The following is a 17,391-nucleotide window of genomic DNA, read 5'->3' on the forward strand; positions in this document are numbered from 1 at the left end:
GCAGCGGCGATAATATGCGTTTGACGCCTGCGGCCACCCGGCCGCAGGCGCGGCAACCCATCGGATCAGCATGCATACTCCCGTCACGCCCGGCCTCCTCATCCTGCATGGCAACCAGCTGGAACAGCTGCGCGCCGCCGTCTTCCAGTGGCTGCGCCAGCATCCGCTGGCACCGCTGGAAACGGATATTTTCCTGGTGCAGTCGAACGGCGTGGCCGAATGGCTGAAGATCGCCCTGGCCGAGGAGATGGGTGTGTGCGCCGCCACGCGCATCGCGCTGCCGGCGCGCCTGCTGTGGGAAAGCTACCGCGGCATGCTGGGGCGCGAGCGCGTTCCGCGCGTGTCGCCGTTCGACAAATCCCCGCTGACGTGGCGCTTGATGCGTCTGTTGCCGTCGCTGCTGGCCGACCCGGTGTTTGAGCCGCTGCGCTACTTCCTTGCCGATGGCGATAGCGAACGCCGGCTGCAGCTGGCCGAGCGCCTGGCCGACCTGTTCGACCAGTACCAGGTCTACCGCGCCGACTGGCTGGCCGACTGGGCCGCGGGGCGTGACCAGTTGCGCACGGCGCGCGGCGAAGCTATCCCATTGAAGGAGGACCAGCGCTGGCAGGCGCAGTTGTGGCGCGCCGTGGCGGCCGACGTCGACGCTTTCGAGCGCGACACGGGGCGCGCCGACATCCACGACGCCTTCCTGGCGGCGATCGCGGCCGGCGATGCGCCTGCCGGCAAGCTGCCGCGCCGGGTGGTGCTGTTTGGCGTGTCGGCCTTGCCGTACCAGACCTTGCAGGCGCTGGCCGCGCTGGCGCGCCACACGCAGGTGGTGCTGGCAGTACCGAATCCGTGCCAGTACTACTGGGGCGACATCATCGACGGGCGCGACTTGCTGCGCGCGCAAAACAAACGCCAGCGGCAGCGCAACGGCACCGACCTGGCCGGGATTCCGCTGGAAGAACTGCATGCGCACAGCCACCCGCTGCTGGCCAGCTGGGGCAGGCAAGGGCGCGATTTCATCCGCATGCTCGACGAATTTGACGAACACGCGCAAGCCGAAGGGCGCGACGACAGCCTGCGCATCGACCTGTTTGGCGAGGAAACGGGCGAGACCTTGCTGCAGCAGGTGCAGGTGGCCATCCGCGAACTGCGTCCGCTGGCCGAACACGAGCAGACACCGCCCGATGCCGGCGACCGCTCGATCGAATTTCACGTGGCGCACAGCGTGCAGCGCGAAGTGGAAGTGCTGCACGACCAGCTGCTGGCCATGTTCGCGCACAGCGCCGGGTCGGGCCTGCGTCCGCGCGACGTGGTGGTGATGGTGCCCGACATCGACACCTTCACGGCCGCCATCCACGCCGTCTTCGGCCAGTACCGGCGCAATGACGAGCGTTTCATCCCGTTCGAGATTGGCGACGTGAAGGACCGCAGCGTCAATCCGCTGCTCGTCGCGCTCGAGTGGCTGCTGCAGCTGCCGCAGCAGCGCTGCCGCCAGAGCGAAGTGCGCGACCTGCTCGACGTGCCGGCCCTGGCCACCCGCTTTGGCCTGCGGCCGGACGACCTGGCCACCCTGGGCGCCTGGATCGAAGGGGCGGGCGTGCGCTGGGGCCTGGACCAGCATCACCGCGCCGGCCTGGGTCTGGGCGCGGCCGGCGAACAGAATGCGTGGATCTTCGGCGTGCGGCGCATGCTGCTCGGCTATGCCAGCGGCAGTGGCGCCAGCTTTGGCGGCATCGAGCCGTATGCGGAAGTGGGTGGCCTCGATGCGGCGCTGGCGGGTTCGCTGGCGCAGCTGGTCGAGGCGCTGCTGCACTGGCGCGGCGTGCTGGCCGGCGCGCGCACGCCGGCCGAATGGGGCGTGCAGGCGCGCGCGCTGCTGGCCGCTTTCTTTGACGCCGACGACGAAGGCGATCGCCTGACCCTGGCGCAGCTGGAAGGCGCCTTGCAGGGCTGGCTGGAAACCTGCGAACACGCGGGTTTTGTCGAGCAGGTGCCGCTGTCCGTGCTGCGTGTGGCGTGGCTGGGCGCGCTGGACGAGCCGACCCTGAACCATCAATTCGTCTCCGGCGGCGTCACCTTCTGTACCCTGATGCCGATGCGCGCCGTGCCATTCCGCGTAGTGTGCCTGCTGGGCATGAACGATGGCGACTTCCCGCGCCGCGCGCAAAAGGCCGATTTCGACTTGCTGACATTGCCCGGCATGGCGCGCCCGGGCGACCGCTCGCGCCGCGACGATGACCGCTACCTGATGCTCGAAGCCTTGCTGGCCGCGCGCGACAAGCTGTACGTGAGCTGGGTGGGGCGCAATGTGCGCGACAATTCCGAGCAGCCGCCGTCCGTCCTCGTGTCGCAGCTGCGCGATTACCTGGCCGCCGGCTGGTCGCTGGACCGGCATCTGGCAAGCCTGACGACCGAGCATGCGTTGCAGCCGTTCAGCCGCCGCTATTTCGAGGCCGACGGTTTGCTGACCTATGCGCGCGAATGGCGCGTGGTCCATACCGATGCCGATGCGCAGGCCGCCGTGCTGCCGTTGGGTCCCTACGAACTCGATCCCGGCACGCGTTTGAAACTGGGCGAGCTGGCCAGCTTTTTGCGCCAGCCCGTCAAATACTTTTTCCGCTGCCGCCTGAGCGTGTATTTCGCCGACGCGGCCATGCTGGGCGAGGATGAAGAGCCGTTCGGCCTGAATGCGCTCGAACGCTATCTGCTGGAAGACACCATGCTGGACGACGGCGGTGCCGTGGAAGCCTTGGATGACGTGCGCGCCAGCCTGCAAGCGCGCGCGGAAAAGCTGGCGCGCGAAGGCGTGCTGCCCATCGGCCTGATCGGCCGGCAGGTGCAGGCGCAGCTGGTCGAGGCGCTGGTGCCCGTGCGTAGCGCGTGGTTGTCCTTGCGCGCCTCGTTCCCGTACGCGGCCGACAAGCGCGCCATCAATCTGCCGTTTGGCGAGCTGCAGATCGACGACTGGCTCGACAAATTGTGCAGCAACGGGCAGGAAACGGCCTGGCTGATGCAGATTTCCTCGAAGGTGACGGACAAGGGCGGCCTGGCGCGTGGCGACAAGCTGATGCTGATGTGGCTGCGCCAGCTGGCCGCCGCCGCCCTCGGCTTTCCCGTCACCGGCTACCTGGTGGCGCGCGACGCCATCGTCAGCATGGCGCCGCTCGATCCGGCCACGTCGCGCGAGGCGCTGGCCACCTTGCTGGCGCTGTGGCGCGAAGGCATGAACCATCCGCTGCCCACGGCCTGCAAGACGGGCCTGGCGCTGGTGCAGCAAGGCGACCCGCGCGCCGTCTACGATGGCGGTTTTGAACTGTCGGGCGAGCGCGACGAACTGTGTTTGGCGCGCCTGTGGCCCGAGTTTTCCGCGCTGGCCGCGGAGGAAGCCTGGGAAGACTGCACGCGCGAGCTGTATGGCCCGCTGGCCGACTGGCTGCAGCAGCACATTACGATAGACCCGATCAGCGCGCCCGATGATGGCGCGGGAGAAGAACAATGACGAGCCATCTGCTCAACCCCCTGGCGTTCCCGCTGCACGGCTCGCGCCTGATCGAGGCATCCGCCGGCACCGGCAAGACCTGGACCATCGCCGCGCTGTACGTGCGGCTAGTACTTGGTCACGGCGTGGGCCACGGCGGCGAAGGCACGGCTTTTACCCGTCCCCTGCTGCCGGCCGATATTTTGGTGATGACGTTTACCCGCGCCGCTACACGCGAATTGTCGAACCGCGTGCGCGAGCGCCTGATCGAGGCCGCTGCTTATTTCCGCCACGAATCCGGCGGCAGCGACCCGTTTCTCGACGCCTTGCTTGAGTCCTATCCAGACGAGAGCGAGCGGCAAAAGGCCGCGTACCGGCTGATGCTGGCTGCCGAGACGATGGATGAAGCGGCCATCTTCACCATCGACGCGTGGTGCCAGCGCATGCTGCGCGAGCATGCGTTCGACAGCGGCAGCCTGCTCGATGAAGAACTGGTCAGCGACGAGCAAGCCCTGTTCGAGGATGCCGCCCACGATTACTGGCGCCAGCAAGTCTATCCCTTGCCGCCGCAGGCGCTCGACGTGCTGCTGGCCTGCTGGCCCGACGTGGGGGCGCTGAAGAAAGGTGCGCGCGAGTTGGCGCGCCGCGCCGACATCATGGGCATGGCGGACGATGAACCGTTGTCGGCATTGATCGCGCGCGAACAGCGGGCGCTGGCCGCGCAGCTGGCCACCCTGAAGGCAGGCTGGGTCGAGCGCGTGGACCAGATGGCCGTGTGGATCAACGACCACCGCGCCGCCAATCCCAAGTGTTTTAACGGCGTCAAGATGAAGCCGGAGAACCTGGCGAAGTGGTTCGACGGCCTGCGCAAGTGGGCGCAGGATCCGCTCTTGCTGCTGCCGGCCATCACGGCCAAGGCGTGGGAGCGATTGACGCCGTTCGGCATCGAGGATGCGTTTGCCAAGAGTTTCACGGCGCAGGTGCCCGAATGCTTCGAGCATACGGAGGCGCTGGGGATCGCCCTGGCGGGTATCACGCCGCTGGCGCACAAGCTGCACCTGCATGCGGCGGCGGCCATCGCGCGGCGTATGGATCAGTTGAAGCGCCAGTCGCGCCAGTTCGGCTTTGCCGACATGCTGCAGCGATTGCACGACGCGCTGGCTGGCGAGAACGGCACTGCACTGCGCCAGCGCATCATCGACCAGTATCCGCTGGCCATGGTCGATGAATTCCAGGATACGGCGCCGGCCCAGTACCGGATTTTCAACCTGTTGTACCGCATCGCCGACAACGATCCGGCCCTGGGCCTGTTCCTGATCGGCGACCCGAAACAGTCGATCTACGGCTTTCGCGGCGCCGACATCCAGAGCTACCTGGCGGCGCGCCGCGCGACCACGGGACGCCACTACCAGCTGGGTACCAATTACCGCTCGACGGCGCCGCTGGTGGCGGCCGTCAACCAGCTGTTCCTGCACGCCGAGCGCGACGAGGTGCCGGCTGGCGCCTTCCGCTACCGTCAAGGGGGCGAGAATCCGCTGCCGTTCGAGGCCGTCGACGCCAAGGGCCGCGCCGAGCACCTGGTGAACGCCAGTGGTCCGCTGCCGGCGCTGCTGGCCGCCTGCGCCAGCGATGAAGGGCTGCGCGGCGACAGCTACCGCGAGTATTTCGCGCAGCACTGCGCCGAACATATCGTCGCCATGCTGGGCGATGCGCAAGCAGGTTTCGATGGCCCCGATGGTTTTACGCGCCTGCAGCCGGCCGATGTCGCCATCCTCGTGCGCGACCGCAAGGAGGCTGCGGCCATCCGCCGCGCGCTGGCCCGCCGCCGGGTTGCCAGTGTCTACCTGTCCGACAAGGATTCCGTCGTCGACAGCGAGGAAGCGCAAGACGTGCTGCGCTGGCTGGCGGCGCTGGCCAACCCGCTCGATGGGGGGCTGGCGCGCGCCGCCTTTGCCACGCGCACCATTGGCCTGTCGCTGGGCGAACTGGCGCGCCTGTCGAGCGATGAGCTGGAATGGGAACGCCGGGTCGAGCAACTGAAGGCCTTGCATTTGATCTGGCAGCGCCAGGGCGTGCTGGCCATGCTGCGCCGCTTCATCCACGAACTGCAGTTGCCCGCCATGCTGCTGCAGCAGACGGGCGGCGAGCGGCGCTTGACGAATCTGCTGCATCTGGCCGAATTGCTGCAATCGGCCAGCCGCCAGCTCGATGGCGAGCAGGCGCTGATACGCTGGCTGGCCGAGCAGATCGCCGGCGAAGGCGAGGGCGGCGACGAGCGCGTGCTGCGCCTGGAAAGCGATGCGGAGCTGGTGAAGGTCATCACCGTGCACAAATCCAAGGGACTCGAATATCCGCTCGTGTATCTGCCGTTTTCCGTCACGGCGCGCAAGGTGGACAAGCGCAACCGCAGCTTCTTCGACTATGCGGATGAAAAAGGCGAACGCCGGCTTGACTTGTCCTTGTCCGACGAAGCCATGGCGGCCGTCGAAGAAGCACGTATCGAGGAAGACTTGCGCCTGCTGTACGTGGCGCTGACGCGCGCGCGCCACTTCCTGTGGCTGGGCGTGGCCGCCCAGGCGGCGCGCAAGGCGGGCGAGAACACCTTGCACGAATCGGCGCTCGGCTACCTGCTGACGGGCGGCGACAAGCTGCCGTTCGATCAGCTGCTGCTGCGCTGGCAGCAGGTGGCGGGCAGCTGCGACGCCATCTATGTCAGCACCTTGGCACAGCCCGACGCCTGCACGGTGCTGGACCGCGTCGAGCGGCGGCCCGCGTTGCGGCCCGCGCCCGTGTTCGCGGGCGAGTTCGAGCGCGACTGGTCGGTGGGCAGCTTCACGTCGCTGACGCGCCAGATCGGCGCCGTGACGGCCGCGCACGTGCCGCAGCGGGCGCTGGAAGAAACCTTGCTGGAAGATGGCACGGCGGTGGCCGTGGCCTCGCCGCTGCACATGGGCGACACGCCGTGGCACCGTTTTCCACGCGGTTCCGTGCCCGGCAATTTCCTGCACGAGCAGCTCGAATGGATGGGCGGCGAAGGTTTTGACTGCGTCCACGACGACAATTTCAATACGCGCCTGGCCGCGCGCTGTGAGCGGGCGGGCTGGGGCCACCGCCAGGACGACGCCATCGCCTGGCTGCGCGAGATCGCCATCACGCCGCTGCCGCTGCTCGATGCCTCGCTGTCGCAGCTTAATAGCACGCTGTCCGAGATGGAGTTCTGGTTCCCCAGCGAGCATTTGTCCACGGCGGCGCTCGACCAGCTGTGCACGCGCTTGCTGCTCGATGGCGCGCCGCGCCCCGCGCTGCCGCGGCGCCAGCTGCACGGCATGCTCAAAGGCTTTGCCGACCTGGTCATCGAACAGGATGGCCGCTACTGGGTGCTCGACTACAAGTCGAATGCGCTGGGTGCCAACGACGCGGCCTACCACACGGCCGCGCTGGCGGCCGGCATGGCGCAGCACCGCTACGATATCCAGGGCGCCATCTACATGCTGGCCCTGCACCGGCTGCTGAAAAGCCGCATGGGCGACGCGTATGACCCGGCCGAGCACCTGGGCGGCGCCATCTTCCTGTTCCTGCGCGGCATAGCGAATGCGGACACGCATGGCTGCTACTGGCTGGCGCCGCAGCTGGAACTGCTGGACGGCCTCGATCAATTATTGTCAGAAGAAGTGGAAATAGCATGAACCATGACGTGGCCCTGGACGCCCTGTTTACCCATGTAGACGGCGTCGCCGAAGCGGGCCATCTGCGCCGCCTGAGCGCCGCCTTTGCCCGCTTCATCGCCAGCCTGGACGAGCAGGCGCCAAATGCGCCCGCCGTGGCCGTGGCGTGCGTCGTGCTATCCGAGCTGGAAGGGCGGGGCCATAGCTGTTTGATGCTCGCTGACCTGTCTGGCGAACCGTCGCAGTTGCTGGGCTGGAGCGAGGAGCTGTGGCATGGCGTGCTGGCCGTTTCCGGCCCGCTGCCGGACAGCGTCGATGGCTGGCGCGCGCTGCTGGCCGGTGCACCGCAGGTGTGGCAGGTGGATGCCCGCGACATGCGCCAGCCGCTGGTGCTCGATGGCGACCGCCTGTATTTGCGCCGCTACTGGCGCGATGAAAGCCTGGTGGGCGGGAAAATCGCCGTGCGCGCACAGGATTTGACCAATCCGCCGCTGGCGCAGGTGCGGCAATGGCTCGACATTCTGTTCGACCAGCCGACGCACGACGGTGGCCTGGACTGGCAAAAAGTGGCGTGCGCCATCGCCCTGCGCGGCAAGGTGGCCATCATCACGGGCGGGCCGGGGACGGGCAAGACGTACACGGTAGCCAGTTTGCTGACCTTGCTGTTTGCCGTCTCGCCGCAGCCGGAGCAGCTGCGCATCGCGCTGGCCGCGCCCACGGGCAAGGCGGCCGCGCGCTTAAAACAGTCGATCGACAAGGCCTTGAGCGGCCTGGCGAAAAAGGTCGGGGTAGCCTTGCCCCTGCTGGAACTGGCGCGGCGCATGGGCGCGGCCCGTACCCTGCATAGCTTGCTGGGTGCGCGGCCCGATACGCGCGCCTTTGCCCACCACGCTGGCAATCCGCTCGACGTCGACGTGCTGATCGTCGATGAAGCGTCGATGGTGCACCTGGAGATGATGGCGTCCGTGCTTGACGCCTTGCCGTCCACGGCGATATTGATCCTGCTCGGCGACAAGGACCAACTGGCGTCCGTGGAAGCGGGCGCCGTGCTGGGTGACTTGTGCCACGACGCGCAGGCGGGCGGCTATACGGACGCCACCATCGCGTATGCGCAGGCGGCCAGCGGCGTGGCCATTCCGCCCGCCTTTGCGGGAGCGGCCGGCGCGCTGGCGCAGCAGACGGTGATGCTGCGTCACAGCCACCGTTTCAGCGGCCCGATCGGCGAACTGGCGCTGGCCGTGAACGGCGGCAGGCCCGACCTGGCCAGGGCCTGCTTCGCCAGCGACAGCGGCGGCCAGCTGGCGTGGACGGTGCCGGCGCAGCAGGAAGACGTGCTGCGCCTGGCCTTGCGCGGGCGGCTTGACGCGCCGGGCGGGTATCAGCCGTATCTGCAACTGGTGAATGCCGGCGAAGCCGCGTACGCGCAGCATGACGACTGGGTGCGCGCCGTGCTGCACGCGTTTGAAGCATTCCGCATCCTGTGCGCCGTGCGCGAGGGCGAGTGGGGCGTGGCCGGCCTGAACACGGCCATCGAGCTGCGGCTGGAAAAGGAAGGCTTGATACGCCGCAGCGAATGGTATGTGGGCCGTCCCGTGATGGTCACGCGCAACGACTATGGCACGGGCGTGTTCAATGGCGACATCGGCCTGACCCTGCGCGATCCGGCGCGGCCGGGCTCCCTGCGCGTGTACTTCCTGGAAGGCGAGAACGTGCGCAGTGTGCTGGCCACGCGTTTGCGCCATGTGGAAACGGCGTTTGCCATGACCGTGCACAAATCGCAGGGCTCGGAATTCCGTCACACGGTGCTGGTACTGCCGCAGGAAGGCGGCGCCATGCTGGCGCGCGAACTGGTCTACACGGGCATCACGCGCGCGCGCAACTTCTTTACCCTCGTCTCGCCCACGCAGGCCGTGCTGTTCGACGCGATTCTGCGCCGCACGCAGCGCGCCAGCGGGCTGCGCGGCCTGATCGGCTGAGTTACTTCGCCAGCTTCGCCTTGGCCACCAGCGCCTGCACCACTTGCAGGGTCGCCTGATCGACGCCCTGGCGCGGCAAGCCCGGGTTGGCGCCGGCCACCATCGACGGATTGGTTAAGTAGCGCCCGCCCACGATCAGGGTGGGCGTGCTGTCGACCTGGTAGCCGGCGGCAAGGCGCGGCAGGTTCTTCAGCCTGGTTTGCACGCCAAACGACTGGTAGGCGCCTTCGAAGGCAGCCTTGTCCAGGCCATTTTTCAGCGCCCAGTCGAGGTTATCCTTGTCGCTGGCCAGGCGCTTGCGTTCCACATGCCAGGTATGCATGACTTGCGCGTGCAGCACCTCTTCTTTCTTCAGCGCCTCCAGGGTCAGGAACAGATGCGCTTCCGGATCATTTGCCGGCGTGTGCGGCAAATGGATGCGGCGGAACGACACCGTGGCGGCATTGTCCTTGACCCAGCGCGCCAGGCTCGGCTCCAGCGCGTTGCAGGCAGGGCAGTGGTACATGAAAAATTCGATCACTTCCACTTTGCCCGGCGCCGTTTGCACGGGCTGCGGCGTGGCCAGCACCAGGTAGTCGGCGCCCTGCACGGGTGCTTGCGGCGAGGCGAAGGCGCTGGCGGCGGCGAAGCTGGCGCAGGCAAGGATGAGGTGGTGCAAACGCATGGCGGCTCCTTTGAAAAGATTGACTATGAGGCAATCGTTGTAGAGCGTCAACGGTTGATGGTGTTGCTTTGATGTAATAAACGTTTATTATTCCAAATATTGAATGATAATGTTCCGATTTTTGCGTGAGAATGCTGGCGAGTGTGCGTGGCAAGGCTGCTGCTTCACACCATAAAAATCACTACAAGGGAGTACACCATGTTTTCATCGTTGCGTACGCGTCTGGTGCTCATTTGCGTGGCCATCGTCGTATTGTCCATGCTGGCCCTGTCGGTCGCCAATTACGTCACCACGCGCAGCAGCATGCTGGCGTCGTCGGACCAGCAGATGCAGCAGCTGCTGCAAAGCCAGTCGGCCGTGCTGGCGCAATGGGTCGATGGCAAGAAAAAGGTCATGGCGTCCGTCGTCATGTCGGCCGAGACGCCCGATCCGCTGCGCGCCTTCCAGATCGCGGAAAAGGCCGGCGATTTCGCGGAAGTGTTCATTGGCTACGCGGACAAGCGCTCCGTGTTTACCCATCCGGGGCGCCCGGCCGATTTCGATCCCACGGCGCGCGCCTGGTACACGGACACCGTCAAGGCGGGCGTGCCGATGCTCACGCCGCCGTACGTGGACGCGGCCAGCCACAAACTCGTGGTGTCGTTCACGGCGCCCGTCGGGCCGAAAGAGGCATTGGTCGGCGTGGCGGGCGCGGACGTGCTGCTCGATACGGTGATCGCCAACGTGGTGGCGATCAAGCCCACGCCGCACAGCTTTGCCTTCCTCGTCGACCAGAGCGGCACCATCATCGCCCATGCGAACAAGGACCTGAGCCTGCAGCCGGTGGCGAAACTCGATGCGGCGCTGTCGGCCGCGCAGGTCAACCGCCTGGAAAGCGCGCGCACCAGCGAGGCCGTGCGACTGAATGAGCGCGACGGCAAGCTGTACGTCACGCGCGTGGCGGGCACCGACTGGCTGCTGGCCGTGGTGCTGGACCAGCAGGAAGCGATGCAAGCCTTGCAAACGATGCTGACGACGGCCACCGTCACGGCCGCGCTGTTGACAGGGCTGGCGGCGCTGCTGCTGTCGCTGCTGGTGTTCAGGATGCTCAAGCGCCTGGAACTGGTGCGCGACGCGCTCGACGACATCGCCTCGGGCGAAGGCGACCTGACTCTCCGCCTCGACGCTTCCGGCGTGGATGAACTGGCGCAGATCGCCGGCGCCTTCAACCGCTTCATCGACAAGATCGCCGCCGTGCTCGTGAAAATCCGCACGGCCAGCGAATCGGTGAAAGTATCGTCGTCGGAAATCGCCGCCGGCAACCAGGACCTGTCGTCGCGCACGGAACAGCAAGCCAGCTCGCTGGAAGAGACGGCCGCCTCGATGGAGGAGCTGACCAGCACCGTGAAACAGAATGCCGACAATGCGCGCCAGGCGAATCAGATGGCGCAATCGGCATCCGGCGTGGCCAGCAAGGGCGGGCAAGTGGTGGCGCAGGTGGTCGATACCATGGCCTCGATCAACGACTCGTCGAAGAAGATCGTCGACATCATCAGCGTCATCGACGGCATCGCCTTCCAGACGAATATCCTCGCCCTCAATGCGGCCGTGGAAGCGGCGCGCGCGGGCGAGCAGGGACGCGGCTTTGCCGTGGTGGCAACGGAGGTGCGCAGCCTGGCGCAACGCTCCGCTGGCGCAGCGAAGGAAATCAAGCTGCTGATCGACGATTCGGTGGGCAAGGTGGACTCGGGTGCGCGCCTCGTCGACGAGGCCGGCGCGACGATGCAGGAAATCGTCGACAGCGTGCGCCGCGTCACCGACATCATGGGCGAGATCACGGCCGCCAGCGCCGAGCAAAGCTCGGGCATCGAGCAGGTGAACCAGGCGATTGCGCAGATGGACCAGGTGACGCAGCAGAACGCGGCCCTGGTGGAAGAGGCGGCGGCTGCTGCGGAAAGCCTGCAAGACCAGGCCAGCACCCTGGCGCAGGTTGTGGGCGTGTTCAAGCTCGACGAGGGGCAGGCGCCGGCGCCTGTCAAACCGGTGCTGCGCGCACCTGCCGCGCCGCGCCTCGCCAGCAGTCCTGCAAGGACGGCTACCGTCAAGCCGGAGCGCGGTGAGGAGTGGGAGACGTTTTAAGCGCGGCTAGGCGCGCCGGGGCGCCAGGGTCGGCGCCATCTGTTTCGCCACCTCGAAAAATGCATTGGTGGCTGGCGTGTTCTGGCGCCGGTCGCGCACGGCCAGGCCCACCTTGCGGCTGACGGGCGGGTTTAACGGCAGCGCGACCAAGTCCGGATACTGCTCGCGCAGGCGCTGCGGCAGGGCCAGTTCGGCGACGATGGACAGGCCGTCGCCGCGGCTGACCATGTCGAGGATGGTGATCACCTGGCTGATGCGGTAAGGCACGTTCGGCTGCAGTCCCGCGTTGGCGAACAGCGGTTCGATCAGGCAGGCGCAGCCCGCCTCGGACATGATGAACGGCCCTTCGCACAGCTGCGCCAGGGTGATGGACGTTTCGCTGGCCAGCGGATGGCTGCGCGGCACCAGCGCCATCATCTGGTCTTCCACCAGCGGCGCCGTATCGAACCGCTCGTCGGGCAGCACGACGAAGCCGACATCGACCCTGCGTTCGCGTATCCACTGCACCACTTCATGGTCGGCGCCCTCGTCGATGCGCAGGTCGATGCCCGGATAGCGCAGGCGAAATTGCGCCGTGATGGCCGGCAGCAGATTCAGCGACGACGTCGGGCCGAAGGAGCCGATGCGCAGGGTGCCCTGGCGCTGGCCCAGCACGTCGGCCGCCTCCTGGCGCATGGCTTCCGACAAGCCGAGGATTTCGCGCGCACGCACGAGCAGCTGGCGGCCCACGTCGGTCAGTTCGGCCGAGGCCTGGTGGCGCACGATCAGGTCCACGCCCATCTCCTTTTCCAGCGCTTTTAAGGCATGCGAGACGGCCGACTGGCTGATGCCCAGCTGCGCGGCGGCGGCGGAAAAGCCGTGCAGTTCGGCCACCAGGGTAAAAATTTCCAGTTGCGTGAAGGTCATGCTGTGGCTTTCCTGTGCTATGAGTATTTACTCATTATTTCATGAGTTGATATTAGTATTAATATATATCTGCAGCGTCCGCTGCACAAGCGATATCATAGGACTTTCCATGCGCACTACCGCCATCCCTTCCGCCGCCTTGCCTTCCGTGCAATCGCCGCTCGTCTATCTCAAACTGATTTTCGTCGCCCTGTTCTGGGGCGGCACCTTTATCGCGGGCCGCGTGCTGGCGCAGCAGATGCCACCGATGACGGCCGCCAGCGGACGTTTCGGCGTGGCCGTGCTCTTGCTGCTGGTGCTGGCGTGGAAGCTGGAAGGCGGCTTGCCGCGCCTGGACCGCAAGCAGCTGATGACGACGGCCGCGCTGGGCCTGACGGGCATCTTTCTGTACAACCTGTGCTTCCTGGCGGCCCTGTCGCGCATGCCGGCCGGGCGCACGGCCCTGTTCGTGGCCCTGAACCCCATCGTCACGGCGCTGGCCTCGGCCTTCCTGTTCCGCGAACGGCTCGGATCGTTCAAATGGCTGGGCATCATGCTGGCGTTTTGCGGCACGGCCATCGTCATCACGCGCGGCGACCTGGCCGGCGTGCTGCACGGGAATGGCGGCGGCATCGGCATGGGCGAGGTGTTCATGTTCTGCGGCATCTCCAGCTGGGCCGCCTACACCCTGATCGGCCGGGTGGCGCTGAAGGGCTTGAGCCCGATTGCCGCCACCACGTATGCATCGATGTGGGGCCTGGCCTTTTTGCTCGTGGGCGCGGCCGTGGAATTCCCCACCGTGCCATGGCACAGCTTTGGCTGGCAAGTGTGGGCCGCCATCGGCTACCTGGGCGTGTTCGGCACGGTGATCGGCTTTGTCTGGTATTACGAGGGCGTGAAGGCGCTGGGCCCGTCGCGCACGGCCGTGTTCAACAACCTCGTGCCCGTGTTCGGCATCGTGCTGGCGGCAGTGCTGCTGGGCGAACCCGTGCTGGTTTCGATGCTGGTGGGCGGTGCGGTGACGATTGCCGGCGTCATCATGACCAACCGGCAAGCGAAATAGTTATTTGGCGCGGCGGCGCTTCGATGGTTTCGCCGGCGCCTTCTTGTGCCGGCTGACGGAGGCGCGCATCACTTTCGGCTCTTCGATGCCGTTCTCGGCCGCCAGCATGCGGCGGATGTTGACGGCGTCCATGGCGCGCACGGAATTGGCGCGCGCGTTGAGCAGGATCATGGTGGCGAACTTGCCGGCCGACTTGATGCGCATGATCAGGCAGCGGCCCGCTTCATTCGTGTAGCCCGTCTTCGACAGGCCGATATCCCAGCCCTTGGCGCCCACCAGGCGGTTCGTGTTGTGGTATTCCACGTCGCGGCCCTTGATCTGGATGATGTCCTTCGAGTCCGTCGTGATGCGGCTGATTTCCGGGTAGCGCGAGGCGGCCACGGCCATCTTGACGAGGTCGGCCGCCGTCGACTGGTTGTTCGGCGACAAGCCCGTCGGCTCTTCGATCACGGTCTGGCGCATGCCCAGGGCCTTGATCTTGGCGTTGACGGCCACGGCAAACGCCGTCGGGCCGCCGGGGAAGGTGCGCGCCAGCGAGGCGGCGGCGCGGTTGTCGGACGACATCAGCGCCAGTTGCAGCACGTCGTGGCGGCTCAGGGTAGCGCCCACGGGCACGCGCGAGGTGCTGTGTTTCAAGGTGTCGACATCCTCGCGGTCGATGCTGATCTCTTCCTGCATATTCGCCTTGGAATCGAGCACGACCATGGCCGTCATGAGTTTGGTCAGCGAGGCGATGGGGACCACCACGTTGGAATTTTTTTCAAGCAAGACTTTGCCTGTGCCGTCTTCGACCACCAGTATCGACTGGGAACCGAAGGGCACGGCGATGGCCGCTGTCGAAAGCGTCATCAGCACCGCGGCGAACATTTTTTTGAGCATGGGATTGTATGTGGGAAAGCAGTTTTGGGGCGCCATCGTGGGCGCTGCGCGCAAATCCGGAAACGGGCCGCGCGGGGACGCGGCGTGTATCTCGGAGGCAATATTTGCCAAGCTTAAACAATACCATTAAAGATCAAGCGATGTCTACGGTACAAGCCCGCGACAAGCGGCGTTGCGGCCAATTTGGCAAATAAAAGAGGCTAATCTTGCCGTAGTGAAAATTGTTGCGCGATTATTGATTTCGTCTTGGAAACTTCGTATTATTTCAGCAATATTGGCAGCGCGAGTTTGGCAGGCGCCGTGCGCTTCGTCGTTGATGCCTGCCGCTTCGTGCTTCGTCGCCCCGCGCTATGCCCTGTACCAAGGGCGCCGTAGACTGCGTTCATGCCTGATTGAGACGACAAGGAGAACGCAGCATGTGGAAAAAATTTGCCGGATGGTATCGCTGTTACGACGATGAAACCCTCAGGGTGCTTGCGCATCCGGACACGGCGGCCCAGGTCCCGCAGGGCTGGCGGCGCTGGGTGGCGTTGCGGCTCGTGACTTTGACGCCGATCGAGCGCCAGCAATTCCACGCCTTCATGCTCAAGTACCGGGGCGCCGGCTTTTACCTGGCGGCGGCCAGGCTGGTGCTGTTGTTCAGTATCGTCGGCGTCGTGCTGCATCTGCTGCTGCCCGACAAGGTGGGCTGGACCAAGGCCGTGGTGCTCAGCAATGTGCTTGGCCTGGCGATGGCCTGGGGCGTGCTGGGGGTCTGGTTCAATTACCGCAAGCTGGCGCAAAAGAAGTTCAAGACGCTGCTGCTGCTACTGCTGGTGCCGGCCCTGGGCGGTGTGGCGATCGGTGTGCTGCGCGCCATGCTGGAAGGTCATGGTTCCATCGGCGAGGCCATTGAGCGCGGCGCGCGTGTGGGCGGCTGGGCCGCGCTCACTGCCGGGCTGGTCTACATGGTGCCGATGACCATCGTCGTTCTGTGGCGCAACCGCCAGTACGAAGCGCTGGCCCTGCAGCTGCAGCAGGATGCCGAGCGCGACCGTCTGGCGCGCGAACTGAGCGAATCGCAGCTGCGTTTGCTGCGCGCGCAGATCGAACCGCATTTCCTGTTCAACACCCTGGGCGCCGTGCAGCAGCTGGCCGAGCAGGGCGCCAGCGGGGCGGCGCAGGCGGCCGCGCTGACGGCCAACCTGATCGCCTTCTTGCGCGCCAGCCTGGCCGAGATGCGCGCCGACCAGGTGCCCCTGCAAACGGAATTTGACGTGGTGCAAGCGTATCTGCAAGTGATGCAGGTACGCATGGGCGCGCGCCTGTCCTTCCGCCTCGGCTTGCCGCCCGGCCTGGCGCAGATACAGGTGCCCAGCATGATCTTGCTGACCCTGGTGGAAAACGCCATCAAGCATGGCATCGAGCCATCGCTGCGGGGGGGCGAGATCGTCGTCTCGGCCCTGCTGGATGCGGACGGCGCCATGCGCTTGCGCGTGCAGGACACCGGTGTGGGCCTGGGTGCCGCGAGTGCGCCCGGAGGCGGCCTGGGCCTGGAGAATGTGCGCCGCCGTCTGCAGCTGGCCGCGGCCGCTGCCAGCCTGCACGTGCAAAACGGCGAGGAGGAGGGCGTGCTCGCAGAGATCGTATTGCCGATGACTACCAAGGAACTTGCCGCATGAATACCACCATCCTGATCGCCGAAGACGAACCGCTGATGCGCGAACGCCTGCAGACGATGCTGGCGCTGGCCTGGCCCGAGGCGCGCATCGTGCGGGTGGTGGAAAACGGCAACGATGCCTGGGACGGTTTTCTCGAGCATGAGCCGGACGTGGTCTTCCTCGACATCCGCATGCCTGGCCTGTCGGGCCTGGAAGTGGCCGAGCGCATCGGCACCCGGGCGCACGTGGTGTTTGTCACCGCATATGACCAGTATGCCGTCGATGCCTTCGACGCGGGCGCCGTCGATTACCTGTTGAAACCCGTGCAGGCCGAACGCTTGCAGCGCGCGCTGGCCCGGCTGCGCGACAAGCTCGGCGCCCAGCCGGCCGACATGGCCAATTTATTGCAATCGCTGCGCGCTGCCTTGCCGGCGCCGCCGCGCGAAAAACTGAAATGGATCAGGGCCAGCGTGGGCAAGCAGATCCGTTTGATCGACATCAACGACGTGCTGTTCTTCCAGGCCGACACCAAGTACACGCGCGTGGTGCTGGCCGGCTCGGAAGCGCTGGTGCGCACGCCGCTCAAGGATTTATTGGGCGGCCTTGATCCGGAACAGTTCTGGCAAATCCACCGTGGCACCATGGTCAACGTGAAAGCCATCGAAGCGGCCGAACGCATCGACGCCGAGCGCATGCAGGTGCTGCTGCGCGGCAGCACGGAAAAACTGCCCGTCAGCCGCACGTTTACGTATTTGTTCCGCGATTAGCGTGCAAGGCAAACCGCGCGCTTACTGGATCTTGGCGATCGACACTTCCGTCGATTTCACCAGCGCGATGACTTCGCTGCCCACTTTCAAGTCCAGGTCCTTGATCGAGCGCGAGGTGATGACCGAGGTGACGATGCCGTGCGGCGTTTCCACGTCCACTTCCGAGACCACGGGCCCGAAGATGATTTCCTTGATCTTGCCTCTGAACTGGTTGCGTACATTCACTTCCGAGATAGCCATGATATTTCCTTTGAGCCCGTAATAC

At 65.9% G+C, this 17,391-nt stretch carries 11 protein-coding genes; 7 read left to right on the top strand and 4 right to left on the bottom strand.

What is annotated here, in order from left to right; all coding sequences use genetic code 11:
- Positions 1 to 70: 70 nt before the first annotated feature.
- From recC to recD, 3 genes are read left to right on the top strand one after another with little or no spacing between them, the layout of a single operon-like run.
- Positions 71 to 3,490: an exodeoxyribonuclease V subunit gamma gene (recC, locus tag HWE17_RS10470; protein WP_176388734.1), complete on the top strand. Its 3,420-nt coding sequence runs from the start codon at positions 71 to 73 to the stop codon at positions 3,488 to 3,490.
- Positions 3,487 to 7,155, top strand: coding sequence for an exodeoxyribonuclease V subunit beta (gene recB, locus HWE17_RS10475; RefSeq protein ID WP_176388735.1), 3,669 nt, complete (start codon positions 3,487 to 3,489; stop codon positions 7,153 to 7,155). Before recC ends, recB begins: the two co-directional genes overlap by 4 nt.
- Positions 7,152 to 9,110, top strand: coding sequence for an exodeoxyribonuclease V subunit alpha (gene recD, locus HWE17_RS10480; protein ID WP_176388736.1), 1,959 nt, complete (start codon positions 7,152 to 7,154; stop codon positions 9,108 to 9,110). The genes recB and recD overlap by 4 nt, the downstream gene beginning before the upstream one ends.
- 1 nt (position 9,111) lies before the next feature.
- On the opposite strand, the gene HWE17_RS10485 is transcribed toward recD, so the two are convergent.
- Positions 9,112 to 9,774 carry a thiol:disulfide interchange protein DsbA/DsbL gene (locus HWE17_RS10485; protein ID WP_176388737.1) on the bottom strand — a complete coding sequence of 221 codons (663 nt, stop codon included), beginning with the start codon at positions 9,772 to 9,774 and terminating at the stop codon, positions 9,112 to 9,114.
- Positions 9,775 to 9,972: 198 nt separating this feature from the next.
- Here HWE17_RS10485 and HWE17_RS10490 point away from each other — a divergent pair, with 198 nt between their 5' ends.
- Positions 9,973 to 11,892: a methyl-accepting chemotaxis protein gene (locus tag HWE17_RS10490; protein ID WP_176388738.1), complete on the top strand. Its 1,920-nt coding sequence runs from the start codon at positions 9,973 to 9,975 to the stop codon at positions 11,890 to 11,892.
- A 6-nt stretch (positions 11,893 to 11,898) separates the two neighbouring features.
- Here HWE17_RS10490 and HWE17_RS10495 read toward each other — a convergent pair whose 3' ends face one another.
- Entirely contained in the window at positions 11,899 to 12,798 is a 900-nt protein-coding gene (locus HWE17_RS10495; protein WP_176388739.1) for a LysR family transcriptional regulator, read from the bottom strand.
- Between the two features lie 109 nt (positions 12,799 to 12,907).
- On the opposite strand from HWE17_RS10495, the gene HWE17_RS10500 reads away from it, so the two are divergent.
- A complete protein-coding gene (locus tag HWE17_RS10500) occupies positions 12,908 to 13,840 on the top strand; it encodes a DMT family transporter (RefSeq protein WP_176388740.1) in 933 nt (310 codons plus the stop codon).
- Here HWE17_RS10500 and HWE17_RS10505 read toward each other — a convergent pair whose 3' ends face one another.
- Complete coding sequence (locus tag HWE17_RS10505) at positions 13,841 to 14,719, bottom strand: serine hydrolase (protein ID WP_176388741.1); 879 nt, start codon at positions 14,717 to 14,719, stop codon at positions 13,841 to 13,843. It abuts the gene before it with no gap.
- 416 nt (positions 14,720 to 15,135) lie between these two features.
- Here HWE17_RS10505 and HWE17_RS10510 point away from each other — a divergent pair, with 416 nt between their 5' ends.
- Complete coding sequence (locus HWE17_RS10510) at positions 15,136 to 16,380, top strand: sensor histidine kinase (RefSeq protein ID WP_176388742.1); 1,245 nt, start codon at positions 15,136 to 15,138, stop codon at positions 16,378 to 16,380.
- Positions 16,377 to 17,126: a LytTR family DNA-binding domain-containing protein gene (locus tag HWE17_RS10515; RefSeq protein ID WP_176388743.1), complete on the top strand. Its 750-nt coding sequence runs from the start codon at positions 16,377 to 16,379 to the stop codon at positions 17,124 to 17,126. Before HWE17_RS10510 ends, HWE17_RS10515 begins: the two co-directional genes overlap by 4 nt.
- A gap of 21 nt (positions 17,127 to 17,147) precedes the next feature.
- Here HWE17_RS10515 and HWE17_RS10520 read toward each other — a convergent pair whose 3' ends face one another.
- A complete protein-coding gene (locus HWE17_RS10520) occupies positions 17,148 to 17,366 on the bottom strand; it encodes a molybdopterin-binding protein (protein WP_034757699.1) in 219 nt (72 codons plus the stop codon).
- Positions 17,367 to 17,391 lie beyond the last annotated feature (25 nt).

The organism is Janthinobacterium sp. BJB401 (assembly GCF_013372745.1).
Classification (GTDB): domain Bacteria; phylum Pseudomonadota; class Gammaproteobacteria; order Burkholderiales; family Burkholderiaceae_D; genus Janthinobacterium; species Janthinobacterium rivuli.

Excerpts from the sequence above, each read along its gene's own strand:
- recC (WP_176388734.1), top strand. The coding sequence starts at position 71 with ATGCATACTCCCGTCACGCCCGGCCTCCTCATCCTGCATGGCAACCAG.
- recB (WP_176388735.1), top strand. The coding sequence starts at position 3,487 with ATGACGAGCCATCTGCTCAACCCCCTGGCGTTCCCGCTGCACGGCTCG.
- recD (WP_176388736.1), top strand. The coding sequence starts at position 7,152 with ATGAACCATGACGTGGCCCTGGACGCCCTGTTTACCCATGTAGACGGC.
- HWE17_RS10485 (WP_176388737.1), bottom strand. The coding sequence starts at position 9,774 with ATGCGTTTGCACCACCTCATCCTTGCCTGCGCCAGCTTCGCCGCCGCC.
- HWE17_RS10490 (WP_176388738.1), top strand. The coding sequence starts at position 9,973 with ATGTTTTCATCGTTGCGTACGCGTCTGGTGCTCATTTGCGTGGCCATC.
- HWE17_RS10495 (WP_176388739.1), bottom strand. The coding sequence starts at position 12,798 with ATGACCTTCACGCAACTGGAAATTTTTACCCTGGTGGCCGAACTGCAC.
- HWE17_RS10500 (WP_176388740.1), top strand. The coding sequence starts at position 12,908 with ATGCGCACTACCGCCATCCCTTCCGCCGCCTTGCCTTCCGTGCAATCG.
- HWE17_RS10505 (WP_176388741.1), bottom strand. The coding sequence starts at position 14,719 with ATGCTCAAAAAAATGTTCGCCGCGGTGCTGATGACGCTTTCGACAGCG.
- HWE17_RS10510 (WP_176388742.1), top strand. The coding sequence starts at position 15,136 with ATGTGGAAAAAATTTGCCGGATGGTATCGCTGTTACGACGATGAAACC.
- HWE17_RS10515 (WP_176388743.1), top strand. The coding sequence starts at position 16,377 with ATGAATACCACCATCCTGATCGCCGAAGACGAACCGCTGATGCGCGAA.
- HWE17_RS10520 (WP_034757699.1), bottom strand. The coding sequence starts at position 17,366 with ATGGCTATCTCGGAAGTGAATGTACGCAACCAGTTCAGAGGCAAGATC.